The sequence below is a fragment of the Streptomyces sp. NBC_01077 genome, assembly GCF_045162855.1.
GTDB lineage: Bacteria > Actinomycetota > Actinomycetes > Streptomycetales > Streptomycetaceae > Streptomyces.
This window is the reverse complement of record NZ_CP108669.1, coordinates 6,659,360-6,685,536: the sequence shown is the minus strand read 5'-3', so window position 1 is coordinate 6,685,536 and position 26,177 is coordinate 6,659,360. Positions and strand designations below refer to the sequence as shown.

General features: G+C 72.0%; 21 protein-coding genes. 3 read left to right on the top strand and 18 right to left on the bottom strand.

Features of this window, described 5'->3' with window-relative positions:
• Positions 1–37: 37 nt before the first annotated feature.
• The 3 genes from OG462_RS30385 to OG462_RS30375 form a co-directional block, all read right to left on the bottom strand.
• A complete protein-coding gene (locus OG462_RS30385) occupies positions 38–595 on the bottom strand; it encodes a GNAT family N-acetyltransferase (protein WP_406062464.1) in 558 nt (185 codons plus the stop codon).
• Positions 573–2,831: an MMPL family transporter gene (locus OG462_RS30380; protein WP_406062463.1), complete on the bottom strand. Its 2,259-nt coding sequence runs from the start codon at positions 2,829–2,831 to the stop codon at positions 573–575. Before OG462_RS30380 ends, OG462_RS30385 begins: the two co-directional genes overlap by 23 nt.
• 189 nt (positions 2,832–3,020) lie before the next feature.
• Positions 3,021–5,111 (bottom strand): phosphocholine-specific phospholipase C, encoded by a 2,091-nt coding sequence (locus OG462_RS30375; RefSeq protein ID WP_406062462.1) that lies wholly within the window; start codon positions 5,109–5,111, stop codon positions 3,021–3,023.
• Positions 5,112–5,350: 239 nt separating this feature from the next.
• On the opposite strand from OG462_RS30375, the gene OG462_RS30370 reads away from it, so the two are divergent.
• Positions 5,351–7,276: a protein kinase domain-containing protein gene (locus OG462_RS30370; RefSeq protein ID WP_406062460.1), complete on the top strand. Its 1,926-nt coding sequence runs from the start codon at positions 5,351–5,353 to the stop codon at positions 7,274–7,276.
• Positions 7,277–7,370: 94 nt separating this feature from the next.
• Here OG462_RS30370 and gatB read toward each other — a convergent pair whose 3' ends face one another.
• The 9 genes from gatB to OG462_RS30325 form a co-directional block, all read right to left on the bottom strand.
• Entirely contained in the window at positions 7,371–8,882 is a 1,512-nt protein-coding gene (gene gatB / locus OG462_RS30365; RefSeq protein WP_406062458.1) for an Asp-tRNA(Asn)/Glu-tRNA(Gln) amidotransferase subunit GatB, read from the bottom strand.
• A 16-nt stretch (positions 8,883–8,898) separates the two neighbouring features.
• Entirely contained in the window at positions 8,899–9,132 is a 234-nt protein-coding gene (locus OG462_RS30360) for a hypothetical protein (RefSeq protein WP_406066785.1), read from the bottom strand.
• A 5-nt stretch (positions 9,133–9,137) separates the two neighbouring features.
• Positions 9,138–10,634: an Asp-tRNA(Asn)/Glu-tRNA(Gln) amidotransferase subunit GatA gene (gene gatA / locus OG462_RS30355; RefSeq protein ID WP_406062457.1), complete on the bottom strand. Its 1,497-nt coding sequence runs from the start codon at positions 10,632–10,634 to the stop codon at positions 9,138–9,140.
• A 5-nt stretch (positions 10,635–10,639) separates the two neighbouring features.
• Entirely contained in the window at positions 10,640–10,936 is a 297-nt protein-coding gene (gene gatC, locus OG462_RS30350; RefSeq protein ID WP_015036350.1) for an Asp-tRNA(Asn)/Glu-tRNA(Gln) amidotransferase subunit GatC, read from the bottom strand.
• 106 nt (positions 10,937–11,042) lie between these two features.
• Positions 11,043–13,157, bottom strand: a complete 2,115-nt coding sequence (locus OG462_RS30345; RefSeq protein ID WP_406062455.1) for a putative bifunctional diguanylate cyclase/phosphodiesterase — start codon at positions 13,155–13,157, stop codon at positions 11,043–11,045.
• Positions 13,158–13,478: 321 nt separating this feature from the next.
• Positions 13,479–15,659 (bottom strand): NAD-dependent DNA ligase LigA, encoded by a 2,181-nt coding sequence (ligA, locus tag OG462_RS30340; protein ID WP_406062454.1) that lies wholly within the window; start codon positions 15,657–15,659, stop codon positions 13,479–13,481.
• 32 nt (positions 15,660–15,691) lie between these two features.
• The gene (locus OG462_RS30335) at positions 15,692–16,708 is read right to left on the bottom strand and encodes a methionine synthase (RefSeq protein WP_406062452.1); all 1,017 of its coding nucleotides are present in this window, start codon (positions 16,706–16,708) and stop codon (positions 15,692–15,694) included.
• A 2-nt stretch (positions 16,709–16,710) separates the two neighbouring features.
• The gene (locus OG462_RS30330) at positions 16,711–17,409 is read right to left on the bottom strand and encodes an SDR family oxidoreductase (protein WP_406062451.1); all 699 of its coding nucleotides are present in this window, start codon (positions 17,407–17,409) and stop codon (positions 16,711–16,713) included.
• A gap of 7 nt (positions 17,410–17,416) precedes the next feature.
• Positions 17,417–17,956: a TIGR00730 family Rossman fold protein gene (locus OG462_RS30325; protein WP_406062450.1), complete on the bottom strand. Its 540-nt coding sequence runs from the start codon at positions 17,954–17,956 to the stop codon at positions 17,417–17,419.
• A 107-nt stretch (positions 17,957–18,063) separates the two neighbouring features.
• Here OG462_RS30325 and OG462_RS30320 point away from each other — a divergent pair, with 107 nt between their 5' ends.
• On the top strand, positions 18,064–18,852 hold the full coding sequence (locus OG462_RS30320; RefSeq protein WP_406062448.1) for an alpha/beta fold hydrolase: 789 nt from the start codon (positions 18,064–18,066) through the stop codon (positions 18,850–18,852).
• A 57-nt stretch (positions 18,853–18,909) separates the two neighbouring features.
• On the opposite strand, the gene mnmA is transcribed toward OG462_RS30320, so the two are convergent.
• Entirely contained in the window at positions 18,910–20,043 is a 1,134-nt protein-coding gene (gene mnmA / locus OG462_RS30315; protein ID WP_406062446.1) for a tRNA 2-thiouridine(34) synthase MnmA, read from the bottom strand.
• A 61-nt stretch (positions 20,044–20,104) separates the two neighbouring features.
• Between mnmA and OG462_RS30310 the strand changes: the two genes are divergently transcribed.
• Positions 20,105–20,800 carry an N-acetylmuramoyl-L-alanine amidase gene (locus tag OG462_RS30310; protein WP_406062445.1) on the top strand — a complete coding sequence of 232 codons (696 nt, stop codon included), beginning with the start codon at positions 20,105–20,107 and terminating at the stop codon, positions 20,798–20,800.
• A 59-nt stretch (positions 20,801–20,859) separates the two neighbouring features.
• Here OG462_RS30310 and OG462_RS30305 read toward each other — a convergent pair whose 3' ends face one another.
• The 5 genes from OG462_RS30305 to OG462_RS30285 all read right to left on the bottom strand — a co-directional run bounded on the left by OG462_RS30305 (position 20,860) and on the right by OG462_RS30285 (position 26,173).
• Entirely contained in the window at positions 20,860–22,023 is a 1,164-nt protein-coding gene (locus OG462_RS30305; protein WP_406062444.1) for a cysteine desulfurase family protein, read from the bottom strand.
• 285 nt (positions 22,024–22,308) lie between these two features.
• The gene (locus OG462_RS30300; protein WP_406062442.1) at positions 22,309–23,163 is read right to left on the bottom strand and encodes a thioesterase family protein; all 855 of its coding nucleotides are present in this window, start codon (positions 23,161–23,163) and stop codon (positions 22,309–22,311) included.
• A 23-nt stretch (positions 23,164–23,186) separates the two neighbouring features.
• Positions 23,187–23,864 carry a trimeric intracellular cation channel family protein gene (locus tag OG462_RS30295; protein WP_406062440.1) on the bottom strand — a complete coding sequence of 226 codons (678 nt, stop codon included), beginning with the start codon at positions 23,862–23,864 and terminating at the stop codon, positions 23,187–23,189.
• A gap of 129 nt (positions 23,865–23,993) precedes the next feature.
• Positions 23,994–25,175 (bottom strand): ABC transporter ATP-binding protein, encoded by a 1,182-nt coding sequence (locus tag OG462_RS30290; protein ID WP_406062438.1) that lies wholly within the window; start codon positions 25,173–25,175, stop codon positions 23,994–23,996.
• Positions 25,172–26,173 carry an ABC transporter ATP-binding protein gene (locus OG462_RS30285; RefSeq protein WP_406062436.1) on the bottom strand — a complete coding sequence of 334 codons (1,002 nt, stop codon included), beginning with the start codon at positions 26,171–26,173 and terminating at the stop codon, positions 25,172–25,174. Before OG462_RS30285 ends, OG462_RS30290 begins: the two co-directional genes overlap by 4 nt.
• Between the last annotated feature and the right edge of the window lie 4 nt (positions 26,174–26,177).

The window sequence follows — 26,177 nt, the reverse complement described above, 5'->3', positions numbered from 1 at the left end:
CTAGGCGCCCCGTATGAGAACCGTATGAGGAAACGGGTTACGAGGCCTTCGCCGCGCGCCACTCGGGGGCGAGGACGGCCCAGACCTCGGTGTCCGCGCGGACACCGCGGTGCGGGTAGTTCTCCCGCAGCACGCCCTCGTGCGTCATGCCCAGGCGCCGGGCGACGGCGATGCTCGGCTCGTTCTTCACGGAGGCGTACCACTCGACGCGGTGGATGCCGCGCTCCTCGACCGCCCAGTCGATGATGGCCCGGCAGGCCCGGGTGATGAGGCCCTTGCCGGCGGCGGAGGGCTCCAGCCAGCAGCCCGCCTCGGCGGTCCCGTACGTCACGTCGAAGGTCCGGAAGAGGACGCCGCCGACGAGCGTGCCCCCGGTCCAGATGCCGTAGAGGCGTCCGGTGTCGTTCGCGGCCTTCTCGGCGTACGAGCGGAGGTAGGAGCGGGCGGAGTCGAGGTCCGCGACGACGTCCGGGAGGGCGATGTGCTGCCCGATGAACTCCCGCCCCCGGTCCATGTGGGCCAGGAACTCCTCGGCCTGCCAGGGCTCCAGGGGCCTCAGCTCGGCACCGTCGTCACCCAGTGACATCGCGAACATCGTCGTTCCTCTCCTCCACGGCCGCAGCCGCAGCCGCGGTCACGGCCGTCACACGCTGAGCCGGTATTTTCCCACGCGTGTCGGCGGCCTCGCGGCATTCGGGGGGTTCGATGCTGATCCGGGGCAGCAGGCGGTCGAGCCACTTCGGCAGCCACCAGTTCGCCCCGCCGAGCATGTGCATGAGGGCGGGGACGAGGAGCGTCCGCAGGACGAAGGCGTCGAGGGCGACGGCCGCCGCGAGCGCGATGCCGAACATCGCGATGACCCGGTCGCCGGAGAGGACGAAGGCGAGGAAGACCGAGATCATGATCACGGCCGCGGAGTTGATGACACGGCTCGTCTCGGCGAGGCCGACGCGGACCGCCCGCCGGTTGTCCCCGGTCTCCAGCCACTCCTCGTACATCCGGCTGACCAGGAAGACCTGGTAGTCCATGGAGAGTCCGAAGAGGACCGAGACCATGATCACGGGGAGGAAGGGCTCGATCGGTCCGGCGCTGCCGAGGCCGAGGAGTTCGCTGCCCCAGCCCCACTGGAAGATCGCCACGACCACGCCGAAGGCGGCCGCGACGGCCGCGACGTTCATGGCGGCGGCCTTGAGCGGGATGCCGATCGAGCGGAAGGCGAGCAGGAGCAGCAGACAGCCGAGCGCGATGACGACGCCGACGAAGAGCGGCAGCTTGCCGACGATGATCTCGGCGAAGTCGTCGTACGAGGCGGTGACGCCGCCCACGTGCACCTCGAGTGAGGTGCCGGTCTCGGCCGCCGGGAGGACGTCCGTGCGGAGCCGGTCGACGAGCTCGCTGGTGGCCTTCGACTGGGGCGAGGAGTCGGGGACGACGGTGAGGACGGCGGTGTCGCCGGAGCTGTTGTACGTGACCGGGGAGACGGACGCGACGCCCTTGGTGGCGGAGAGGGCGGCCGGGAGCTGGTCGAGGGCGACCCGGTCGTCCGCGCCGTCGAGCCCGGCGACCAGCGTGAGGGGGCCGTTCACGCCGGGGCCGAAGCCGTCGGCGATCAGGTCGTACGCCTTCCGCGTGGTCGCGGTGGCCGGGCCGTTGCCCTGGTCGGAGGTGCCCAGGTGGAGCGAGAGGGTGGGCAGCGCGAGGACGCCCATGACGACGGCGGCGACGACTCCGAGGAGCTTGGGGTGCCGCTCGACGAAGGCGGACCAGCGGGCGGCGAAGCCGGTGGGCAGCTCGGGCTGCGGACCGTGCTCGGCGAGCGCCCGGCGTTCGCGCCGGGACAGGGCCCGCATGCCGATGAAGGAGAGCAGGGCCGGCAGGAAGGTGACGGAGGCGGCCACCGTGAGGACGACGGTGAGGGAGGCGGCGATGGCGACGCCGTTGAGGAAGCTGAGCCGCAGGATCAGCATGCCGAGCAGGGCGATGCAGACGGTGGCCCCGGCGAAGACGACGGCGCGGCCGGTGGTGGCGACGGCGGTCTCGGCCGCCTCGGCGACGGAGAGCCCGCGTTTCAGGCCTCTGCGGTGCCGGGTGACGATGAAGAGGGCGTAGTCGATGCCGACGCCGAGGCCCACGAGCATGCCGAGCATGGGGGCGAAGTCGGCGACGGTCATCAGATGGCCGAGGAGCACGATCCCGGAGTAGGCGAGGCCGACGCTGACGAGCGCGGTCGCGATGGGGAGCGCGGAGGCGGCGAGGGAGCCGAAGGCGAGGAAGAGGACGACGGCCGCGACGGCGACGCCGACGACCTCGGCGATGTGTCCGCCGGGGGCCTCGGTGAGGGCGACGGCGCTGCCGCCGAGTTCGACCGAGAGGCTGTCGTCCGCGGCGGCCTTCGCCGTGTCGACCAGGGCGCGGGCCTGCGCCTCGGGGATGTCGTCGGCCTGCTCGTGGAAGGTGACGGTGGCGTAGGCGGTGTGCCCGTCCTCGCTGACCTGGCCCTGGGTGCCGCCGTACGGGGAGGTCACGACGGCGATGCCGGGGAGCTCGGCGACCTTGTCGAGCATCGCGGTGGTGCGCCGTTCGACGGCGTCGGCGCGGACGCTGCCCTTGTCGGTGTGCCAGACGATGGTGTCGCTGTCGCCGCCGAGGCCGTGGAAGCCGCGCTCCAGGAGGGCGGTGGCACGGCCGGACTCGGTGCCGGGGACCTCGTAGTCGTTGGAGTACGCGTTGCCGGCGACGGCGGCCGCGGTGCCGACCCCGCCGAGGGCGACGAGCCACAGCAGAACGGCGACGAGGCGGTGCTTGATGCACCACCGTGCGATGGCTGCCAAAGGACGTGCTCCCTGGGTGGTTCGTGGATCCTCAGCGGGAACAGCCCGTCAAGAACGCATGACCTACGTGGGCCCACTGTGGCAGCCAAACGTGATCGTTTGCCCCTTTCGTGTCGATGCTCACAGGGGTGCCCGGAAAGTCGGGACCGAGGTCCAGAACTCCCGGGCACAACGGCTCACCGTGGGTGCTCAGCCGGAGACGCTGACACGACCGTTCTCGATGTGACCCATGAGCCGGCGGCGGAACCCACCGGGCGCGGTCACCTCGACGTCGTACCAGCCGTGCGCGTCGGCGGCCGAGTGGACGACGGTACGGGTCCTCCCGGGCTTCACGGTGACGGTGCGGGTCCAGCCCTCCAGGTCGTCCTCGTCCACGTACCCGAGCGGCTTCACCGTGAAGGAGACGGGCGCCGGGCCCGTGTTCCGTACCGTGAGGTGCAGGTCACGGTCATGATGATCGATCCGGGAGGCGAGCTCGGCTCCGCCCGCCGCGGGGCCCCCGAACTCGCGGCGGAAGCCGTTGGGGCCGGTGATCGTGAAGCGGTAATGATCACCCGGAACGGGGACGGTCCACTCCCCCGTGCCCCTGACGTCCTGGTGCTGCGGGACGGCGAACTCCCCCGCGTACGGGTAGAGCGCGAAGTGCGCGCTCGCCTTCCCCTTGTTGCTGAGCGCCACCCGCAGGGAGGCGGAGCCGAGGGTCGCGGAGGCGTCCGGCTGGTACGGCAGCGGGCGGGCGCGGCGGACCCCGGGCTCCTGGACCGGCATCCGCTGCACGGCCGGGGGCTGCGGCCGCCAGCGGCCGGTGAAGGGCGGGATCGGGCCCGGCTGCTCGACGTCGGGCAGGCGACGGCCCCGCTTGAAGTCGAACGCGGAGGCGAGGTCGCCGGTGACGGCCCGGCGCCAGGGGGTGATGTTGGGTTCCTGGATGCCCGTGAGCCGCTCCAGGAAGCGGATCACCGAGGTGTGGTCGAAGGTCTCGGAGCAGACGTAGCCGCCGACGGACCAGGGGGAGACGACGAGCAGCGGGACGCGGATGCCGAGGCCGGTGGGTCGGCCCTGCCAGCGCTCGTCCGTGTCGTCGGCCGGCGGGACCGGCGGCGGCACGTGGTCGAAGAAGCCGTCGTTCTCGTCGTAGTTGATCAGGACGACGGTGTGGCGCCAAACATCCGGGTGCGCGCCGAGGGCGTCGAGCACCTTGTAGACGAGGGTCGCGGAGGCGATCGGCGAGGAGGAGCCGGGGTGCTCGGAGTCGATCGCGGACGGCACGAGGTAGGAGACCTCGGGGAGGGTGCCGGCGGCGACGTCGGCACGGAAGGCGTCGGCGAGAGTGCCGCTCTCGACGCGGCGCAGGCCGCGCTCGAAGAGGGAGCGCTCGGCCTCGGTGAGGGTCGCCACGCCCTCCTCCAGGAGTCCGAGCAGACGGGCACGTTCGGTGGTGTCGTCGGTGTCGCGGACGGCTGCGTAGAACGACTCCATGAAGGTGTGCCCGCCCGTCCCGGCGAGCGCCTTGCGGGCGATCTTCTTGAAGCTGGTGAAGAACTCGATGTTGTTGTCCGTGAAGTTCTCCCACTCCGTGTACGTCTTCCAGCTGCGCCCGGCGGCTTCGAGCCGCTCGGCGTAGGTGGACCAGCCGTAGCCGGGATGGGTTCCCTCGGCGTACGCGGCGTTGGTGACGGCCCGGCTGCCATCGGCCTCGAAGCCGGTCCAGCCGGACCAGAGGTGGTTGCGGTTGGGGCTCGTCGAGGTGTGGATGGACGAGTGGTAGGCGTCGCAGACGGTGAAGGTGTCGGCGAGCTCGTAGTGCAGGGGGATGTCCCGCCGGTCGTAGTACGCCATGGTCGCGGCGGTCTTGGCCGAGACCCACCCGTCCATCCAGCCGTCGCGCCAGGCCTTGCCGCCACCGCCCCAGGAGTGGTCGAGGTCCCCGATGTACTGGAGGTCCTTCTGCTGTGTCTCGGCGGCGCCGCGGATCGGGAAGGGCAGCACGGTCCGGCCGAGCGCGGCGGGCTGCTCGAACACCGGCTTGCCGGAGGGCAGCTCGATGGCATTGCGGTCGCCGAATCCGCGGACGCCGCGGAGGGTGCCGAAGTAGTGGTCGAAGGAACGGTTCTCCTGCATCAGGATCACCACGTGCCTGATCGCCGACATCCCCCCGGCCGGGGGCTCCGCGGCCATCGCGGCCTGCAGCGACGGCGGCAGCAACGAGCCGGCCGCGGCGACACCGAGGGCGCCTCCGCCCAGTGCGAGGAGCCTTCTGCGGGACATCTCGGATGACAAGACCGACCTCCAGTCGACGGCCAATGGTTCGCCTTCGAGCCATTGGGTGGTACGCCCGGGACGGTAGTGAGACGGGATGACAGGGAGAAGACCCGACGGGGGCGCGGTGGTGAACGTCCAAGAGCACGTGACGGGAGTCCAAGTGCCCTCCCCTCCCGCTCCGCCCCCTTCCGCGTTGACCACGGGCCCTTCGGAGCGGCAAGCTGACCGTCTGTCAATCACTGTGCCCTGGGGGAAACTTGAGCAACACGGCACACCACATCGGGCCCGACGCGACTCCTGACCGGTACCGGCTCCTGCGGTCCATCGGGCGGGGCGGCGAGGCCGTGCTCTATCTCGCGGAGATCGAGCTCGCCGGCGGCACCGAGCCGGTCGTCGTCAAGGTCCTCGACTCGAAGACGACGATCACGCCCGAGGTCTTCGAGCGGATCAGCCAGAAGTGGAACGAGCAGGCCGAGCTGCTGCGCTTTGTCCACCGGCCCGGTGTCGTCGGCGTACGGGAGCACTTCCAGGGGCCGCCGATCCACCGGCCCGGCGAGTCCGGGACGATCACCGGCAGGGCCCTGGTCCTCGTCATGAACCACGTCGACGGCCTCGACCTGCGCGACTGGCGGGCCGAACGCACCCTCGCCACACCCGGTGAGCGGCGCGAGGTGATGCGGACCCTGGAACAGCTCGCGGACGTCCTCGACTGGCTGCACTCCGGCAAGGCCACCCCGTCCGGGCGCATGGTCGTCCACGGCGATCTGTCCCCGGGCAACGTCATGGTCGACGAACACGGCCAGGCCACTCTGGTCGACTTCGGCCTGAGCAAGCTGACGGCGGATCACGAGACCGCCGAGGTGTGGTTCACCCCCGGCTATGCGGCCCCGGAGATCTTCGAGGGCAAGCGCACCCCCGGCACCGACCGCTACGCCTTCGGCGCCATCGCGTACTTCCTGCTCAGCGGGCAGTCCCCGCCCACCGCACCCGAACAGCTGGTGGGCGCGCTCGGCGCGCTGCCGCAGATCGCGGGGATGCCGGAGGAGCAGCGGGAGCGGGTGCTCAGCATCGCCGCGGCCGACGCGGACCGGCGGCCGCTCTCCCTGTCGGCCTGGGTGAAGGACGTACGGCACGGAGTGGTGTCCACGACGACGACCTCGCGCCCGGCGACGGTCGAGGACGCGGTCCCGGCCGCCCCGTCGGCCGCGCCGGAGAAGCCCGCGACGCCGCCACGGCCCGCGACACCGCCGCCGGCCGCCGCGGCCCCGCCGGCGAACCCGCCGGCGGCCCCACCGCCGGTCGTGGCGCCGCAGCCCGTGGTGACACCGCAGCCGGTCGTGACGCCACAGCCGGTCGTGACGCCGCAGCACATCCCGAGCCCGCAGCCCGCCGAAGCGCAGCCGTCCACCGAGCCGCCCACCGTCGCCACACCCGGCTTCGGGCCGCCGGCGCCTCCCCCGGCGTCCTCCGGGGCCGCGACCACCGCTCCCCCGGCACCCGAGCCGCGCCGGCGCCGCAAGGGCCCGCTCATCGGGGCCGTGGCAGGGGTCCTGGTGGTCGCCGTCCTCGCGGTGATCGGCATCCAGCTGCTCGGCGACAAGGAGGACAAGGGCAACGAGGGCAAGGGCGGCACGCCCTCCGCCACCGTCACCACGGAGCCCACGGCCGAGCCCACCACCGACGCGCCGACCGAGGAGCCCACCGAGGAACCGACGACCGGCGAGCCGACCGACACGGCGACCACCGACCCTCAGGAGTCGGCGAGTCCGACCGACGACCCCGGGACCGTGCCGGACGCGCCCACCGCCGATCTGACCACCCTCGCCTCCGTCAGCGAACCCGACAGGTTCTCCGTCGGCACCGCGAAGATCGACACCAAGGAGTACGGAGCCGCCCTCATCGGCGACTGCTACAACGGCGCGTACGTCGAGTACGACCTCAACCGCGAGTGGTCGTGGTTCGACTTCACCGCCGGCATCGACGACGGATCGAACATCGAGACCGCCCGCGTCATCGTCTCCGTGGACGACCAGCCGGCCCTCTTCAACGAGACCGTCGACCTGGGCAAGCCGATCAAGAAGACGCTGAAGATCGAAGGGGCGCTGCGGCTGCGCCTCAAGGTCGAGGAGACCTGCACCGACGAGGGCAGCGGCGTCATCGCGGCCCCGGTCCTGCGCCGCTGACCGCACGGCCACAAGGGAGCGGCCCCGCACCGGAGATCCGGTGCGGGGCCGTTCACATGTCCGTACGAGAAGAGCCCGTACGGGAAGAGGACGCTCAGCCCTCGCTGACGCCCAGCTTCTCCAGGATCAGGTCCTTCACGCGCGCCGCGTCCGCCTGGCCACGGGTGGCCTTCATGACCGCGCCGACCAGGGCGCCGACCGCCGCGACCTTGCCGCCGCGGATCTTGTCGGCGATGGCCGCGTTGCCCGCGATGGCCTCCTCGACCGCCGTGCCGAGCGCGCCGTCGTCGGAGACGACCTTCAGACCGCGCTTCTCGACGACCGCGTCCGGGCCGCCCTCACCGGCGAGAACGCCCTCGATGACCTGACGGGCCAGCTTGTCGTTCAGGTCGCCGGCGGCGACCAGGGCCGAGACCCGGGCCACGTCCGCCGGGGTGATCGCCAGCTCTTCGAGCGACACGCCCTGCTCGTTGGCGTTGCGGGCGAGCTCGCCCAGCCACCACTTGCGGGCCGAGGCGGCGTCCGCGCCCGCCTCGATCGTCGCGACGATCGGGTCGACCGCGCCCGCGTTGAGGATGGACTGCATGTCGAGCTCCGACACACCCCACTCCTCGCGCAGCCGGTTACGGCGCGCCCGCGGCATCTCGGGCAGCGTGCCCCGCAGCTCCTCCACCCAGGCACGGGCCGGGGCGACGGGGACGAGGTCGGGCTCCGGGAAGTACCGGTAGTCCTCGGCGTTGTCCTTGATGCGGCCCGCGGTGGTGGAGCCGTCGTCCTCGTGGAAGTGACGGGTCTCCTGCACGATCGTGCCGCCGGAGGACAGCACCGCGGCGTGGCGCTGGATCTCGAAGCGGGCCGCGCGCTCCACCGAGCGGAGCGAGTTGACGTTCTTCGTCTCCGAGCGGGTGCCGAAGGTCTTGGTGCCGTGGCGGCGCAGCGACAGGTTCACGTCGCAGCGCATCTGGCCCTTGTCCATCCGCGCGTCGGACACGTCGAGCGCACGGATCAGCTCGCGCAGCTCGGCGACGTACGCCTTGGCCACCTCGGGGGCCCGCTCGCCCGCGCCCTCGATCGGCTTGGTGACGATCTCGATGAGCGGGATGCCGGCCCGGTTGTAGTCGAGCAGGGAGTGGGACGCCCCGTGGATACGGCCGGTGGCGCCGCCGACGTGCAGCGACTTGCCGGTGTCCTCCTCCATGTGGGCGCGCTCGATCTCCACGCGGAAGACCTCGCCGTCCTCCAGCTGGACGTCCAGGTAGCCGTTGAAGGCGATCGGCTCGTCGTACTGGGAGGTCTGGAAGTTCTTCGGCATGTCCGGATAGAAGTAGTTCTTCCGGGCGAAGCGGCACCACTCGGCGATCTCGCAGTGCAGCGCGAGGCCGATCTTGATGGCGGACTCGACGCCGATCGCGTTGACGACGGGCAGCGAGCCGGGCATGCCGAGGCAGGTCGGGCAGGTCTGCGAGTTCGGCTCGGCGCCCAGCTCGGTCGAGCAGCCGCAGAACATCTTCGTCTTGGTGCCGAGCTCGACATGGACCTCCAGGCCCATGACGGGGTCGTACTCGGCGAGCGCCGCTTCGTACGACAGCAGTTCAGTGACAGTCACGGTGAGACTTTCCCTCTCAGCCCAGCAGGACGTCGTCGTCGCCCAGGCGCTTGAGCTCCCGGTAGAGGATCGCCAGGCCGGTGATGATGGCGGCGGCGGACACGGCGGAGTCGATCAGCCGCAGCATGTCGTTGTCGTTGCGGGCCAGCTTGGCCTGCTTCGCGACACTCACCGCACCGAAGGCGGTGGTCGCCAGCGAGACGTAGACGCCGGTCTTGGACTTCTTGAAGTTCTTGGCCTTCTTTGCCATGGCACTCACAGCGACGGAGCCTCCTCAAGCAGCGGGTGCCCCCACTTTTCCACGAAGGCGGCCTCGACGGCGGCTCCGACCTTGTACAGCCGGTCGTCCTTCATGGCGGGCGCGATGATCTGCAGGCCGACCGGCAGACCGTCCTCGGGCGCCAGGCCGCAGGGCAGCGACATGGCGGCGTTGCCGGCCAGGTTGGTCGGGATGGTGCACAGGTCCGCGAGGTACATCGCCATCGGGTCGTCGGCGCGCTCGCCGATCGGGAAGGCGGTGGTGGGCGTCGTCGGGGAGACGATGACGTCCACGTCCTCGAAGGCCTTCTCGAACTCTCGGGTGATGAGGGTACGGACCTTCTGGGCCGAGCCGTAGTACGCGTCGTAGTAGCCGGAGCTCAGCGCGTACGTACCGAGGATGATGCGGCGCTTGACCTCGTCGCCGAAGCCGGCCTCACGGGTGAGGGCGGTGACCTCCTCGGCGGACCGCGTGCCGTCGTCGCCGACCCGCAGGCCGTAGCGCATGGCGTCGAAGCGGGCCAGGTTGGAGGAGCACTCCGACGGCGCGATCAGGTAGTACGCCGAGAGCGCGAGGTCGAAGGTCGGGCAGTCCAGCTCGACGATCTCGGCGCCCAGCGACTTCAGCAGCTCGACGGACTCGTCGAAGCGCTGCACGACACCGGCCTGGTAGCCCTCGCCGCGGAACTGCTTGACGACACCGACGCGCATGCCGGCGACCGAGCCGTTGCGCGCGGCCTCGACGACCGGCGGGACCGGGGCGTCGATGGAGGTCGAGTCGAGCGGGTCGTGCCCGGCGATCGCCTCGTGGAGCAGGGCCGCGTCCAGGACCGTACGTGCGCAGGGGCCGCCCTGGTCGAGGGAGGACGAGAAGGCCACCATGCCGTAGCGGGAGACACCGCCGTAGGTCGGCTTGACGCCGACGGTGCCGGTGACGGCGGCGGGCTGACGGATCGAACCGCCGGTGTCCGTGCCGATGGCGAGGGGGGCCTCGTACGCGGCGAGGGCGGCGGACGAGCCACCGCCGGAGCCGCCGGGGATCCGGGTCAGGTCCCAGGGGTTGCCGGTCGGGCCGTACGCGCTGTTCTCGGTGGAGGACCCCATGGCGAACTCGTCCATGTTGGTCTTGCCGAGGATGACGACGTCGGCGGCCTTCAGGTTCTTGACCAGGGTCGCGTCGTACGGCGGGATCCAGCCCTCGAGCATCTTCGAGCCCACGGTCGTCGGCATGCCGGCGGTGGTGAAGATGTCCTTGAGCGCGAGCGGCACACCGGCGAGCGGGCCGAGCTTCTCGCCGCGGGCGCGCTTCTCGTCGACGGCACGGGCCTGGGCGAGCGCGCCCTCACGGTCGACGTGCAGGAAGGCGTGGACCTTCTCGTCGACGGCCTCGATACGGGCGAGGTGCGCCTCGGTGACCTCGACGGCGGTCAGTTCGCCGGCGGCGATCTTCCCGGCGATCTCGGCCGCGGTGAGCTTGATGATGTTGTCCGTCATGACTGTTAGTCCTCCCCCAGGATCTGCGGCACCTTGAAACGCTGCTGCTCCTGGGCCGGGGCGCCGGAGAGCGCCTGCTCGGGGGTGAGCGACGGACGGACCTCGTCCGCGCGCATGACATTCGTCAGCGGCAGCGGGTGGGAGGTCGGCGGTACGTCTTGGTCGGCGACCTCGGAGACGCGGGCGACCGCGCCGATGATGTCGTCGAGCTGGCCGGCGAAGTGATCGAGTTCTTCGCCCTTCAGCTCCAGACGCGCCAGCCGTGCGAGGTGGGCGACCTCCTCGCGCGTGATGCCAGGCATGCGGATCCTCACGGGGTGAGCTTGATGGTGTGGGCCCATCCTATGGGGCCGGTGCCGCTGCCCGTGAAACGGTTTGCCCGGGGTCGCCTTCCCGGGCGAACAGGTCCTAGAGGGTGACCTGGCCCGAGGAGTGGTCGACGTCCCTCTCGGCCGCGATGTCGGCGGGGCGGCGCCAGCCGTGCTCGCCCCTGGCGAGCAGCCAGGCGGTGGCCTCGGCGGGCGGCATCGCGGCGGCGACCAGCCAGCCCTGGACGGCGTCACAGCCCAGGTCGCGCAGGCGCTCCCAGGTCTCGTCGTCCTCCACGCCCTCGGCGACGACGAGGAGGCCGAGGGAGTGGGCGAGGTCGACGGTGCAGCGGACGATCTCGGCGTCCTCGGTGTCGACGGCGAGCCGGGCCACGAAGGAGCGGTCGATCTTCAGTTCGCTGACGGGGAGCCGGCGCAGGTGGACGAGGGAGGAGTAACCGGTGCCGAAGTCGTCGAGGGACATCTTGACGCCGTGGCCGGTGAGGCCGTTGAGGGTGTCGGCGGCCCGCTGGGGGTCCTCCAGAAGCACGTGCTCCGTTATCTCCAGCTGGAGCGCGCCGGCCGGGACGCCGTGCCGGGCGAGGCGGGCGGCGACGGCGCCGGCGAAGCCGGGGGTGTGCACGTCGCGCGGCGAGACGTTGACGGCGACGGGGACGTTGAGGCCCTGGGCGCGCCAGCGGGCGACCTGGGCGAGGGCGGTCTCCAGGACGTACTCGGTGAGGTGCGGCATCAGGCCGGAGGACTCGGCGATGGCGATGAACTCGTCCGGCGGGACCTTGCCGCGCTCGGGGTGGACCCAGCGGACGAGCGCTTCGAGACCGGCGACCTGGCCGTCGAACTGGACCTTGGGCTGGTAGTGGAGTTCGACCTCGCCGGCGTCGAGCGCGCGGCGCAGGTCACCGAGGAGACCGAGCCGGTCGGGGGTGTTGGAGTCGCGCTTGGACTCGTAGACCTCGACGCCGGTGCGGTCGCGCTTGGCCTGGTACATGGCGACGTCGGCGCGGCGCAGCAGGCCCTCGGCGTCGAGGGCGTGGTCGGGGAAGACGGCGACGCCGGCGCTGGCCTCCAGGACGAGGGTGAGTCCGTCGAGGTCGAGCGGGGAGGAGAGTTCGGCGACGAGGTGGCGGGCGACCCGCTGGGCGCTGGTGGTGGAGTCGGCGATGGGCAGCAGGACGGCGAACTCGTCGCCGCCGAGGCGGGCGGCCTCGGCGCCGCGGGGCAGGGCGAGGCGGAGCCGGTCGGCGATCTGGAGGAGCAGCCGGTCGCCCGCGAGGTGTCCCAGGGTGTCGTTGACCGATCGGAAGCGGTCGAGGTCGATCAGGACGAGGGCGGCGCGGGCTCCCTCTCCCTCGGCCTCCTCCAGGGCGGTCCAGGCCCGTTCGAGGAGCCACTGGCGGTTGGGCAGTCCGGTCAGCGGGTCGCGCAGCTGCTCCTCGGCGCGGGCGCGGGCGATCCACAGGGTGGAGTCGAGGGCGATGAGGGGGACGGCGAAGAGGGGCAGCAGGACGGGCCGGGTGGCGGCGACGACGCAGATCAGCGGGGCGATGCCGAGCAGGGCGACGGCGACGAGGCCCTGCCGCAGGAGGGCGGTGCGGGCGACGGTGGGCAGTCCGCGGCCCTGGGGGGCGAGCGTGTACCACAGGACGAGTCGGGTCACCACGAGGTAGGTGGCGGCGGCGAGGACGACTTCCGGGAGGTCCCCGATCGTCCAGTCGAGGGGCTGCCAGGGCTGTTCGACGGTGGGGACGTCGCCGAAGAGGGCGAGGACGAGGGCGGCGGCGCCGACCCCCAGGATGTCGGCGGCGCCGTGCAGCAGGCCCTGCCGCCAGCGGTGCCGGCGGGCGGCGCCGACCAGGGCGACGACGGTCATCGAGACGAGTCCCGCCGGCACCCAGCCGTAGAGGAGGAGGACGGCGAGGGTGAGGGCGGCGCCCGAACCGGTGCCGCCCCACCAGCGGTCGCGGCCGAGGGCGACCAGGTGGCCGACGATGAGGCCGGTGAGGACGGCGAGGGACCAGCCGGTGACCCCGCCGGGGAAGAGTCCGCTGCCGGCGCTCAGGGCTTGCTGGAGCCCGAAGGCGAGTACGACGGCGGCGATGCCCACCACGGCTGCGGGCAGCCGGGAGGTGAAGCCCTGGGGCACCGCACGGCCGTGCGGCCGTGGGGCCGGGGCGGCGCTCTCGGTCGGTTCCATTCGCGTCCCTCTCACAGGCGGCGGTGCCGTCGGTGTGCGATGGGCCGCGGTCAGGCGGCCGTCCGTCGTCCGGCCGTCCGTCGTGCGTCCGCCGTCGGGCGGCCGTACGTCGTGCCACGGGGCCGTTGTCCTGACGCCACGACCGGCAGAGCCCTCGCGCGGTCGTGCAGGACTGTGCGCACGGTCACCACACTAGGCCGCCAAGGGCTCCGACGGGCAGCGCTCTCCCTGTCTTGCCCGAATGCGACCTGGCCACCCGTAACGATCTGGTATGCGCCGAACGGGTGACCGTCGCGCGGTCCTCGCGAGGGGTGCGGGAGCCTACTCCGCGACGGGGACCGCGGCCTCCCGGGCGGCCTCGGGCCCCTGTTCGAGCAGGATCGCGAAGCCGTCCTCGTCCAGAACCGGAACCTTCAGCTGCATCGCCTTGTCGTACTTCGAACCAGGGTTTTCACCGACGACCACGAAGGCGGTCTTCTTCGAAACGGAACCGGTCACCTTCGCTCCGAGGCTCTGGAGGGACTCTTTTGCGCCATCCCTGGTGAACTTCTCGAGCGTTCCGGTCACCACGACCGTGAGGCCTTCCAGCGGACGCGGCCCCAGGTCCTCCCCGGCGCCCTCGTCCTCCAGACTGACCCCGGCCGCACGCCACTTGCGCACGATCTCGCGGTGCCACTCCTCGGAGAACCACTGCTTCACCGCGGTCGCGATGATCCCGCCGACCCCGTCGACGGCGGCCAGCTCCTCCTCGCTCGCCTGCTCGATCCGCTCCAGGGAGCGGAACTCACGGGCCAGCGCCTCGGCCGCGACCGGCCCCACGTGCCGGATGGAGAGCCCGTTGATGAAGCGGGCCAGCGGGCGCGTCTTCGCGGCTGCGATGTTCTCCAGCATCGCCAGGGCGTTCTTCTTCGGCTCGCCCTTCTGGTTGGCGAAGACCGTGACGATCTTCTCCTCGCCGGTCTTCGGGTCCCGCCGGGGCAGTCCGCTGTCCGGGTCGAGGACGTACGCCTTGATCGGCAGCAGCCGCTCGATGGTGAGGTCGAAGAGGTCGCCCTCGTCGAGGAGCGGCGGCTCGGCGGGCTCCAGGGGGCGGGTGAGCGCCGCCGCGGCCACCGCGCCGAAGTTCTCGATGTCCAGACACTGGCGTCCGGCGAGGAAGAAGAGGCGCTCGCGCAGCTGGGCCGGGCAGGTCCGGGCGTTCGGGCAGCGGAGGTCGATGTCGCCCTCCTTCATCGGCTTCAGCGGCGTCCCGCACTCCGGGCACTCGGCGGGCATCACGAACTCCCGCTCGGTGCCGTCCCGCAGGTCGGCGACCGGTCCGAGGATCTCCGGGATGACGTCGCCGGCCTTGCGCAGCACGACCGTGTCGCCGATCAGCACGCCCTTGGCCTTCACCACCTCCTGGTTGTGGAGGGTGGCGAACTCGACCTCGGAGCCGGCCACGGTCACCGGCTCCACCTGCGCGTACGGGGTGACGCGCCCGGTCCTGCCGACGCCGACCTTGATGTCGATCAGCTTGGTGTTGACCTCCTCCGGCGCGTACTTCCAGGCGATCGCCCAGCGCGGGGCGCGCGCGGTGGAGCCGAGCCGGCCCTGGAGCGGGATCTCGTCGAGCTTGACGACGACCCCGTCGATCTCGTGCTCCACCGAGTGACGGTTCTCCCCGAAGTACGCGATGAACTCCCGCACCTCGTCGAGCGAGCCGACCACCTTGTTGTGCCGGGCCGTGGGCAGGCCCCACTCGCGCAGCAGCGCGTACGCGTGGGAGAGGCAGTCGATGTCGAAGCCCTCGCGGGCGCCGATGCCGTGGACGACCATGTGGAGCGGGCGGGAGGCGGTGACCTTGGGGTCCTTCTGGCGGAGCGAACCCGCCGCCGCGTTCCGCGGGTTGGCGAAGGGCTTGTCACCGGCCTCCACCAGGCGGGCGTTGAGCCCCTCGAAGGCCTCCATCGGGAAGTAGACCTCGCCGCGGATCTCCACGAGGTCCGGGACCCGGTCCCCGTGCAGCCGGTCCGGGATGTCGGCGATGGTCCGGACGTTGGGCGTGATGTCCTCGCCGGTGCGGCCGTCACCGCGGGTGGCGGCCCGGGTCAGCCGCCCGTGCTCGTACGTGAGGTTGACCGCGAGGCCGTCGACCTTGAGCTCGCACAGGTAGTGGAAGTCGGGGGTGCCGACGTCCCGCGCGACCCGCTCGGCCCAGGTGGCCAGCTCCTCGTCGTCGAAGGCGTTGTCGAGGGAGAGCATCCGCTCGCGGTGCTCGACCGAGGTGAACTCGGTCTCGTACTGCCCCGCGACCTTCTGGGTCGGGGAGTCCGGCGTGCGCAGCTCCGGGTACTCCTCCTCCAGCGCCTCCAGGGCGCGCAGGAGCTTGTCGAAGTCGCCGTCGCTGATGACCGGCTGGTCCTTCACGTAGTACCGGAAGCGGTGCGCCTCGATCTGCTCGGCCAGATCGGCGTGCTTCTCCCGTGCCTCGGCCGGCAGGGCCCCCTGTTCGACTGCCACCTTCGTCCGTCCTCCCGTGCCTCTGAACCCGGTCACTCTGGGTTGTCCGCGAGCGATCTCGCCGCCCGGGCGCAGTGGGCGAGCGCCGCGCGGGCGTAGGCGGGCGAAGCGCCCGCGAGCCCGCACGTGGGGGTGATGACCACGGACTCGGCGAGAGTCCCCGGGTTCAGCCCCAGCCTGCGCCACAGCGTCCTGACACCCATGACGCTACCGCCCGGGTCGGACAATGGGCCGTCGGTGGACGCCACCACACCGGCGAAGAGCTTGGTCCCGGCTTCCACGGCCTCGCCGATCGTGTCCTCGTCACGCTCGGTGAGCAGGGAGAAGTCGAACGAGACGCCCGAGACGCCGGCCCGTCGGAGGAGCGCGAACGGGACGTCGGGGGCGCAGGAGTGGACGACCACCGGCCCGTCGTGGACCGCGATCACCTGCCTCAGGGCGCTCTCCACGACCTGTCGGTCGACGGCCCGGTAGGTGCGGTAGCCGCTGGCGGTACGGACGTGCCCGCGCAGGACCGCGGTGAGCGAGGGCTCGTCGAGCTGGAGGACGACCCTGGCCCCCGGGATCCGCTTGCGCAGATCGGCGAGGTGCTCGTGGAGCCCCTCGGCGAGCGAGCCGACCAGGTCGCGGCAGGCACCGGCGTCGCCGAGGGCCGCCTCGCCGCCGCGCAGCTCCAGGGCCGCGGCGAGCGTCCAGGGGCCCACGGCCTGGACCTTGAGCGGACCCTCGTACCCCTGGGTGAACTCCTCCAGGGCGTCCAGGTCCTCGCCCATCCAGGACCGGGCGCGCTTGGTGTCACGGCCGGGCCGGTCGCTGATCCGCCAGCCGCTCGGCTCCACGTGCGCGTAGAAGTCGACGAGCATCCCGATGGTCCGGCCGATCATGTCGGCGCCGGGACCGCGGGCGGGCAGTTCCGCCAGGAACGGGAAGTCCTCGAAGGACCCGGTGACGGTCTTCGCGGCCTCCCGGGCGTCGCCGCCGGGCAGGGAGCCGACGCCGGTGGCGGGTCCCCAGAGCACGCGGTCGTCTGCAGCCTTCGTCTCGCTCATGTCTAGCGTCCCGGGCGAACGGTGAGGTCGTTGATCTCCGCGTCGCGCGGCAGGTCGATGGCGGTGAGGATCGCCGTCGCGACCGACTCGGGGTCGATCCACCGCGACGGGTCGTACTCCTTGCCCTCCTGGGAGTGGACCTTGGCCTGCATGGGGCTCGCGGTGCGGCCCGGGTAGACCGAGGTCACCCGCACGCCGTTGCCGTGCTCCTCGTGGCGCAGGGAGTCGGCGAGGGCCTTGAGGCCGTGCTTGGAGGCGGCGTACGCGCTCCACTCGGCGTGCGCGGCGAGCCCGGCGCCCGAGTTCACGAAGACGACGTGGCCCTGGGAGACCCGCAGCTGGGGCAGCAGGTGCCGGGTCAGCTCGGCCGGGGCGACCAGGTTGACGTTCAGCTGGTGGTGCCAGGTCTTCGGGGTGAGGTCGCCGACCGGTCCGAGGTCGACGACGCCCGCGATGTGCAGCAGGCTGTCCACCTGCTCCGGCATGGTCTGGTGCGAGAACGCCCAGGAGAGCCGGTCCGGGTCGGCGAGGTCCCCGACGAGCGTCCGGGCGCCGGGGAACTGCGCGGCGAGCTCCTTGGCCCGCCCCGCGTCGCGCGCGTGGAGCACGAGTTCGTCCCCGCGCGCGTGGAGGCGGCGCGCGACGGCCGCGCCGATGCCGGAACCGGCTCCGGTGATCACATGTGTAGCCATGGTCACCATGCTCGCATCAGCGGGAGCCGATGTTCTCCTCCAGGTGGGCGAGGGCCGTCGGGGCGTCCTCGGCGAAGAGGACGAGGTCGGCGAGGGGGATCGGCAGGAAGCCCTCCTCGTCCATCCGGCGGAACTGGGCCTTCAGTCCGTCGTAGAAGCCGGCCGTGTTGAGCAGGACCACCGGCTTGTTGTGCTTGCCGTGCTTCTTGAGCTCCAGGATCTCGGTGGCCTCGTCGAGGGTGCCGGTGCCGCCGACCATGATCACGACGGCGTCGGACTTGGCGAGGAGGAGCGCCTTGCGCTCGGCCAGGTCCTTGGCGACGACCATCTGGTCGGCGTCCGGGCGGGCCTTGTGGGCGAGGAAGTCGACGGAGACGCCCACGAGCCGGCCGCCGGCCTCCTCGACGCCGTCGGCGACGACCTTCATCAGACCGGTGTCGGAGCCGCCCCAGACCAGGGTGTGGCCGGCCTTGCCGAGGAGGCGCGCGAAGTCGCGGGCGGGCGTCGTGTAGCGCTCGTCGAGGTCGGCCGCGGAGAGGAAGACGCAGATGTTCATGGCCCCACCGTAGGCCGTGACCAGCGGCTTCCGCCCCGCCAGAAGTTTCTTCGGGAAATCCCGGTCCCGGGCGATGAGTTCCGGTGACGGGTCCGGTCTCACCTGCCATGGATGAGGTGAGCACCACGCTGAGCGGGGTTCGGGGACGGGTCACGTCGCGGGACGGGACGCCGATCGCGTACGAGCGGTACGGGGACGGGCCGCCGCTCGTCCTGGTGAGCGGCGCGCTGGGGACGGCCGCGGGCGAGCGTCCGCTGGGCGGGTTCCTCGCCCGGCGCTTCTCGGTCGTGGCGTACGACCGGAGGGGGCGCGGCGGGAGCGGCGACGCGGGGCCGTACGCGGTGGAGCGGGAGATCGAGGACCTGGCCGCGGTGTTCGGGGAGGCGGGGCCCGGCGCGGCGCTGCACGGAATGGGTACGGGGGGCGCACTCGCCCTCGCCGCGGTGGCCGCGGGGGTACCGGCGGGGGCGGTGTCGCTGTACGAGCCGCCGTACTCGGCGGAGGCCGCCTTACGACACGACAGGGTGGCCGCGCTGCTCGGGCAGGGGCGGCGGGCCGCGGCGCTCGACCTGTTCCTGACGGACTCGCCGGTGCCCGCGGAGCTGCTGCCCGGCATCGCCGGTCTGGCGCACACCCTCGCGTACGACCTCGCCGTCCTGGGCGACGGGACGGTGCCGGAGCGACTCCTCGCCCGGATCCACGCGCGCGTGCTGGTGGTCGACGGCGGCGCGAGCCCGGCGGGGACCCGGCATGCGGCCCGCGCCCTGACGGCGGCCCTCCCCCGGGGCCGGCACCGCACCCTGACCGGTCAGACCCACGAGGTTGCCCCGCACGTCCTGGCCCCGGTCCTGGAGGAGTTCCTCGCCGACGAGCGGGAGCCCGCGGAGGCGGCCTGAGAAAGGCCGGAACCAGGGCCTGTGCGGCCCCCGGCCATGATCCGCCGGACAGGCGCCCTACGCCGTCACCGCCGCCGTCGTGCGGCGGGTCGTCGTCGCGATCGTGGCCGAGCCCACCACGCGCGTGCCGTCGTACAGCACGATCGCCTGGCCCGGGGCCACGCCGCGGACCGGCTCGGCGAAGGCGACCGTGAGCCCGCCGTCCGTCAGGGACGCCGTCACCTCGGTCTCGCCGCCGTGGGCGCGGAGCTGGGCCGTGTAGCGGCCCTCACCCTGCGGGGCGGTGCCGCACCAGCGGGGCTTGATCGCGGTCAGGCCCGTGACGTCCAGGGCCTCGACGGGGCCCACCGTGACCGTGTTGTTCACCGGCGAGATGTCCAGGACGTAGCGGGGCTTGCCGTCCGCGGCCGGGTGACCGATCCGCAGGCCCTTGCGCTGGCCGATGGTGAAGCCGTACGCGCCGTCGTGGCTGCCGACCTTCGTACCGGCCTCGTCGACGATGTCGCCCTCCGCCCTGCCCAGTCGGGAGGCGAGGAAGCCCTGGGTGTCGCCGTCGGCGATGAAGCAGATGTCGTGGCTGTCGGGCTTCTTCGCGACCGCGAGCCCGCGCCGCTCGGCCTCCGCCCGGATCTCGTCCTTGGTGGTGAGCGTGTCGCCCAGCGGGAACATCGCGTGCGCGAGCTGCTTCTCGTCGAGCACCCCGAGCACGTACGACTGGTCCTTCGCCATGTCGGAGGCCCGGTGCAGCTCGCGGGTGCCGTCCTCGTTCAGGACGACCGTCGCGTAGTGGCCGGTGCAGACCGCGTCGAAACCGAGGGCGAGCGCCTTGTCGAGCAGCGCCGCGAACTTGATCTTCTCGTTGCAGCGCAGGCACGGATTGGGCGTGCGGCCGGCCTCGTACTCCGCGACGAAGTCGTCGACGACGTCCTCGCGGAAGCGCTCGGCGAGGTCCCACACGTAGAACGGGATGCCGATGACGTCGGCCGCCCGGCGCGCGTCACGGGAGTCCTCGATCGTGCAGCAGCCACGCGCTCCCGTACGGAAGGACTGCGGATTCGCGGAGAGGGCGAGGTGCACGCCGGTGACGTCGTGGCCGGCCTCGGCGGCACGGGCGGCGGCGACGGCGGAGTCCACTCCGCCCGACATGGCGGCGAGGACGCGAAGGGGGCGCGGGGGCGGAGTCTGAGTCATAGCCCTACCAGGGTACGGGGCGCCGGGAACCACAGTCGCGGTAGTAAGCGTTCTCGGTGGCATGGGGAGCAAGGCGAGTGGTTCGGGCGGGGCGAGCGGTTCGGGCAGGGCGAGCGGTTCGGGCAAGCGGGTGGGGCGGCGTGCGGTGCTGCTCGGCGGCGGGGTCGCCGTCCTGGGGACGGCCGCGCTGGCCAGGGACGAGCTGGCGCGCGCCTGGTGGCGGCTGCCGGGGATGGAGAGGAAGCGGGTCGAGGGTGAGCTCGACCACCGGGCCGCGGAGTGGACCTCGGCCGCCCGGGCGAACTGGCGGCGGGCCGACCGGCCGGACGACTACCGGATCGACCGGGTCGTGATCCATGTCGTCCAGGGCAGCTACGCGACCGCGCTGAAGGTCTTCAAGGACCCGGGGCACGGGGCCGCCGCGCACTACGTGGTCCGCAAGGACGGGCACGTGGCGCAGATGATCAGGGAGCTCGACGTCGCCTTCCACGCCGGGAACCGCGACATGAACGAGCGGAGCATCGGCATCGAGCACGAGGGCTTCGTCGACCGGCCGCAGGACTTCACGGAGGCGATGTACGCGGGGTCGGCGCGGCTGACGGCCGACATATGCGTCCGGTACGCGATACCCGTGGACCGGAAGCACATCATCGGGCACGTCGAGGTCGAGGGCACCGACCACACCGACCCCGGTCCGCACTGGGACTGGAATCGCTATCTGAAGCTGGTGCGGGAGGCGTCGAAGGCACTCGCGTGAGTGCCTTCGACGCGACTCAAGAGCTCAGGGCCGGGGGCTGAGGGCTGAGAGGCCCGGGCTCAGCTGAGACCCGCGGTCCGGGCCCGTTCCACGGCCGGGCCGATCGCGTCCGCGACCGCCGCGACGTCCTCCTTGGTGGAGGTGTGGCCGAGCGAGAAGCGCAGGGTGCCCCGGGCCAGGTCCGGATCGGTGCCGGTGGCGAGCAGGACGTGGCTCGGCTGGGCGATGCCGGCGGTGCAGGCGGAGCCGGTGGAGCAGGCGATCCCGGCCGCGTCGAGGAGCAGGAGCAGGGAGTCGCCCTCGCAGCCCGGGAAGGTGAAGTGGGCGTTGGCCGGGAGCCGCTCGACGGGGTCGCCGCCGAGGATCACGTCGGGGACGAGCGCGCGGACGACGGCCACGAGCTCGTCGCGCAGCGCGCCGATCTCGCGGGCGAACTCCTCGCGCCGTTCGGTGGCGAGCCGGGCCGCGACCGCGAAGGCGGCGACGGCCGGCACGTCGAGGGTGCCGGAGCGGACGTGCCGCTCCTGGCCGCCGCCGTGCAGCACGGGTACGGGGGTGTGCTCGCGGCCCAGGAGCAGGGCGCCGATGCCGTAGGGACCGCCGATCTTGTGGCTGGAGACGGTCATCGCGGCGAGCCCGGAGGCGGCGAAGTCGACCTCGACCTGTCCGACGGCCTGGACGGCGTCGGCATGCAGCGGTACGCCGGACTCGGCCGCCACGTCGGCGAGTTCACGGATCGGCATGACGGTGCCGATCTCGTTGTTGGCCCACATGACGGTGGCGAGGGCGACGGACTCGGGGTCCCGGGCGATCGCCTCGCGCAGGGCCTCGGGGTGCACCCGGCCGTACCGGTCGACCGGGAGGTACTCGACGTCGGCGCCCTCGTGGGTGGCGAGCCAGTCGACGGCGTCGAGCACGGCGTGGTGCTCCACCGGGCTGGCCAGGACGCGGGTGCGGCGGGGGTCGGAGTCGCGGCGGGCCCAGTAGAGGCCCTTCACGGCGAGGTTGTCGGCCTCGGTGCCGCCGGAGGTGAAGACGACCTCGCTCGGCCGCGCGCCGAGCGCGGCGGCGAGCGTCTCGCGCCCTTCCTCGACGGTCCGCCGGGCCCGCCGTCCGGCGGCGTGCAGGGAGGAGGCGTTGCCCGTGACGGCGAGGTGGGCGGTCATCGCCTCGATCGCCTCGGGCAGCATGGGCGTGGTCGCGGCGTGGTCGAGGTAAGCCATGGTGGGTCGATTCTACGAGCCCGCGGCCGCGCTCCCGGCGGGTGGCCGGTTTACGCCGCCGACCGCGTCAGGTCGGGACGGCCCGGGCACCCTGCCACGCGTCGGCCACACCGGGTCCCGGGGCGCTCGGGGCCGGGCTCCCGTCCGGTTTCAGCCGTGTCCCGGACCGGTGAGTCCCGCAGACCCCGGTGAGCCCCCGGCCCGGTGAGTCCCGCGGGCCCGGTGAGCCCCCGGCCCGGTGAGTCCCACAGACCCCCGGTGAGCCGTACCCCCGTGAGTCCCGCGTCAGCCGCGCGGCGCGCGGGCCAGTTGGCGGGACTGGGCCACCAGGCGGTCGGCGCTGTCCCAGACCTCCGCGTCCTCCTCCAGGAAGCCGCCGGCGAGGTTGCGGGTCGTGATGGAGACCCGCAGCGGGCCGGGGGCCGGGCGGCAGCGGATGTGGGTGGTGAGTTCGACGGTCGGGGTCCAGCCCTTGAGGCCCAGCTCGAAGGAGGTCGGCGGCAGCGCGTCGACCGTCAGGAGCAGGGACAGCGCGTCCGGCTCACGGCCGTCCGCGAGGCCGAACCACGCCCGCATCTCGCCCTTCCCCGACGGCGCGCCGATGGCCCAGCCGACGCAGGCCGGGTCGAGCCGGAGGTCGAGCCGCTCGGTGATCGCCGAGGAGCCGGGGATCGGCGGGGCCGGGCCGTCCGAGGCGCTGAAGCAGTTCTCGATGGCGGCCATCGCCGGGGGCGTCGCGGTGGTGCGGACGTCGTCGGGGAGCGCGTCGAGGTCTCCGTACGAGGCGAGGACCCGGATGCGCTCGACCTCGGTGCCGTCCTCGGCGTACTGGAGGAGGGAGGCCTGGCCGGTGGAGAGCGTCCGGCCGGTGCGGACGGTCTCCGTCCTGATCACCGCGGGGCCCGGCACGGACGGCGTGAGGTAGTGCGCCGAGATCGTGAACGGGTCGGGGTGCGGGAGGTGGTCGCCGAGGGCGCGGCCGAGCAGAGCGAGGAGGTAGCCGCCGTTGACCGCGTGGATGATCGTCCAGCCGGCGGAGAGGTCGGCGTCGTAGACGCCGGGCTCCCGGAGCGTGACGGCGGTGTCGCGGTCGAACTCGCTCTCGCGGGTCGCGACGGGGGTCTCGATGCTCGTGCTCATGGTTTCGACGGTACCGCAGGAAGCTACTGAGCGGTAGCTTTTTCCGTCTCCTCGCGTGCGGAGGACCGCCGGTTCCAGGCACGGGGCGCACGCCAGTGGTAGCGCATCGCGAGAAGACGGAGCACGAAGGCGGTGAGGACGGCGGCGCCGCTGGTCCACGCGTTGAGCATGTCGAAGCGGATGCAGAGCACGACCATCACGGAGCCGACGATCGCGGGCACCGCGTACAGGTCCCGGTCCCAGCGCAGCAGCGACGGAACCTCGTTGGCGAGCACGTCACGCAGGACGCCGCCGCCGACGGCCGTAGCCAGACCCAGCGCGGCGGAGGAGGTGAGGCCGAGGCCGTAGTCGTACGCCTTCGTCGTACCGGTCACGCAGAAGAGGCCCAGGCCGGCGGCGTCGAAGACGTTGACGGCATTCTGGGTGCGCTCGACCTCCGGGTGGAGGAAGAAGACGAGGCCCGCGGCGATCAGGGGCATGAGGAAGTAGCCGAGATCGGCGAAGGCGGCGGGCGGTACGGCGCCGATGATCAGGTCGCGGATGAGACCACCACCGAGGGCGGTGACCTCGGCGAGAACGGCGATGCCGAAGACGTCGAAGTTCTTGCGGACGGCGAGGAGTGCGCCGGAGATGGCGAAGACGAAGATGCCGACGAGGTCGAGGGCGTGTTGGACGGAGGGGGTGAACAGGTCGTGGAGCACCGAGCAATTGTGCAGGTTCCCGAGGACCACGTCGGCACGCGTGAGGCCCCGCTGCCGTAGGACAGCGGGGCCTCACGCGGTTCGGGGCCGACGCGGGTCACACCTCACGCGCGTCGCGCCACCACCGGGTCACGCCTTCGAGACGTCCCCCTCGGCCTCGGCGACCGCCCCGGCCCCGGGCTCGACGGCGGCCACGGCGACGGCATCGACATCGACATCGGAGTCGGAGTCGACATCGGCATCGGACCCTGCGGGCTCGACCGCCTTCGCCTGCGCCGGTACCACCGCCTCGATCCCCGTCGCCGCGGTGCGTCGTACCGTCCCCGCCTCGATCCCGGCGGCGAAGTGGCAGGCCACCTTGTGACCGTCACCCACGTCCGTGAGCTGCGGCCGGTCCGTCGCGCACAGGGTGTCCTGCTTCCACGGGCAGCGCGTGTGGAAGCGGCAGCCCGTCGGCGGGTTGGCCGGGGAGGGGAGGTCGCCCTGGAGCAGGATGCGCTCGCGGCGGTCCTCGACCTCCGGGTCCGGTACCGGTACCGCCGACATCAGCGCCTTGGTGTACGGGTGCCTCGGCCCCTCGTACAGCGCGTCGCTCGGCGCCTCCTCGACCAGCGAGCCCAGGTACATGACCCCGATGACGTCCGAGATGTGACGGACGACGGCGAGGTCGTGGGCGATGACGAGGTACGTCAGGCCCAGCTGCTGCTGGAGCTCCTCCAGGAGGTTGATCACCTGCGCCTGGATCGACACGTCCAGCGCCGAGACGGGCTCGTCGCAGATGATGACGTCCGGTTCGAGGACCAGCGCCCGCGCGATGCCGATGCGCTGGCGCTGACCGCCGGAGAACTCGTGCGGGTAGCGGGACAGCGCGTTGGCCGGGAGTCCGACCCGGGCGAGGATCGCCTTGATCTTCTCCCGGCGCTCCTCCTGGTTCGCGCCGATGCCGTGCGCGGCCATGCCCTCGCTGAGGATCGACTCGATGTTCTGGCGCGGGTTGAGGCTGCCCAGCGGGTCCTGGAAGACCATCTGGAGACGGCGGCGGAACCGGCGCATCTCCTCCTCGGGCAGCTTCGCCAGGTCCGTACCGTCGAAGACGACCTCACCGTCGGTGATGTCGGTCAGCCGCAGCACGGCCCGGCCGAGCGTCGTCTTGCCGCAGCCCGACTCGCCCACGAGACCGTACGTCTGGCCGGCCTCGACGCTGAGCGAGATGCCGTCGACGGCGTACACGTGGCCGACCGTGCGGTTGAAGAGGAGGCCCTTCTTGACGGGGAAGTGGACCTTCACACCGTCGAGTTCGAGCAGGCTCATGCCGGGACCTCCGACTTGTCCGAGACGGGAAGGACCGGGTTGACACAGCGCACCTGGTGGCCCTCGGCGCGCGGTTCGGCCAGTTCGGGCGTGCCGGTCAGGCACTCCATCGTGTAGAAGTCGCAGCGGGGCGCGAAGGCGCAGCCGTCGGCCCAGGCGATCTTGTCGTTGATGGATCCCCGGATGGGGCGGAGCGGCTCGCCGCGCGGGGCGTCGAGGCGCGGGACGGAGCCGAGCAGACCGTGCGCGTACGGATGGGTCGGGTGCGCGAACAGCTCGCGCCGGCCCGCGGACTCCACGGCCCGGCCCGCGTACAGCACGTTGACCTGGTCGCAGATTCCGGCGACGACACCCAGGTCGTGGGTGATCATCAGCAGGGCGGTGCCCTCCTGGTCGACGAGCTCCTTGAGCAGTTCCAGGATCTGCGCCTGGATGGTCACGTCGAGCGCGGTGGTGGGCTCGTCGGCGATGAGCAGCCGGGGCGCGCACGCCACGGCCATCGCGATGAGCGCGCGCTGGCGCATGCCGCCGGACAGCTGGTGCGGGTACTCCTTGAGGCGCCGGTCGGGGTCGGGGATGCCGACCCGGTCGAGGAGTTGGGCGGCCTCCTTGCGGGCGGCCTCGCCCTTCAGACCCCGGTGGCGCTTGAGGATCTCCGTGACCTGGATGCCGATCGGGACGACCGGGTTCAGCGAGGACAGCGGGTCCTGGAAGATCATCGCGAGCTGGCTGCCGCGCATGTCCCGCATCTTCTTCTCGCCGAGGGTCAACAGGTCGACTCCGTCGAAGTCGACGCGCCCGCCGATGGTGACGCCCTTGTTGGGAAGCAGGCCCATGAGGGCGAGCGAGGTCACGGACTTGCCGCAGCCCGACTCGCCGACCAGGCCGACGACCTGGCCCTGGTCGACGTCGAAGGAGACCCCGTCGACCGCCGTGGAGGACTTGCGGCCGCGCCCGCCGAAGGTGACGGTGAGTTCGTCAACTGAAAGCAGTGCCATGGGA

What these genes read in the sequence shown, in the direction of transcription:
- OG462_RS30285 (WP_406062436.1), bottom strand. Translation starts at nt 26,173, where the DNA reads ATGGCACTGCTTTCAGTTGACGAACTCACCGTCACCTTCGGCGGGCGC.
- OG462_RS30325 (WP_406062450.1), bottom strand. Translation starts at nt 17,956, where the DNA reads ATGAACATCTGCGTCTTCCTCTCCGCGGCCGACCTCGACGAGCGCTAC.
- OG462_RS30360 (WP_406066785.1), bottom strand. Translation starts at nt 9,132, where the DNA reads ATGGCAAAGAAGGCCAAGAACTTCAAGAAGTCCAAGACCGGCGTCTAC.
- OG462_RS30290 (WP_406062438.1), bottom strand. Translation starts at nt 25,175, where the DNA reads ATGAGCCTGCTCGAACTCGACGGTGTGAAGGTCCACTTCCCCGTCAAG.
- gatC (WP_015036350.1), bottom strand. Translation starts at nt 10,936, where the DNA reads ATGCCTGGCATCACGCGCGAGGAGGTCGCCCACCTCGCACGGCTGGCG.
- OG462_RS30320 (WP_406062448.1), top strand. Translation starts at nt 18,064, where the DNA reads ATGGATGAGGTGAGCACCACGCTGAGCGGGGTTCGGGGACGGGTCACG.
- OG462_RS30310 (WP_406062445.1), top strand. Translation starts at nt 20,105, where the DNA reads ATGGGGAGCAAGGCGAGTGGTTCGGGCGGGGCGAGCGGTTCGGGCAGG.
- OG462_RS30385 (WP_406062464.1), bottom strand. Translation starts at nt 595, where the DNA reads ATGTTCGCGATGTCACTGGGTGACGACGGTGCCGAGCTGAGGCCCCTG.
- OG462_RS30300 (WP_406062442.1), bottom strand. Translation starts at nt 23,163, where the DNA reads ATGAGCACGAGCATCGAGACCCCCGTCGCGACCCGCGAGAGCGAGTTC.
- OG462_RS30330 (WP_406062451.1), bottom strand. Translation starts at nt 17,409, where the DNA reads ATGGTGACCATGGCTACACATGTGATCACCGGAGCCGGTTCCGGCATC.
- OG462_RS30335 (WP_406062452.1), bottom strand. Translation starts at nt 16,708, where the DNA reads ATGAGCGAGACGAAGGCTGCAGACGACCGCGTGCTCTGGGGACCCGCC.
- OG462_RS30305 (WP_406062444.1), bottom strand. Translation starts at nt 22,023, where the DNA reads ATGGCTTACCTCGACCACGCCGCGACCACGCCCATGCTGCCCGAGGCG.
- mnmA (WP_406062446.1), bottom strand. Translation starts at nt 20,043, where the DNA reads ATGACTCAGACTCCGCCCCCGCGCCCCCTTCGCGTCCTCGCCGCCATG.
- OG462_RS30345 (WP_406062455.1), bottom strand. Translation starts at nt 13,157, where the DNA reads ATGGAACCGACCGAGAGCGCCGCCCCGGCCCCACGGCCGCACGGCCGT.
- gatA (WP_406062457.1), bottom strand. Translation starts at nt 10,634, where the DNA reads ATGACGGACAACATCATCAAGCTCACCGCGGCCGAGATCGCCGGGAAG.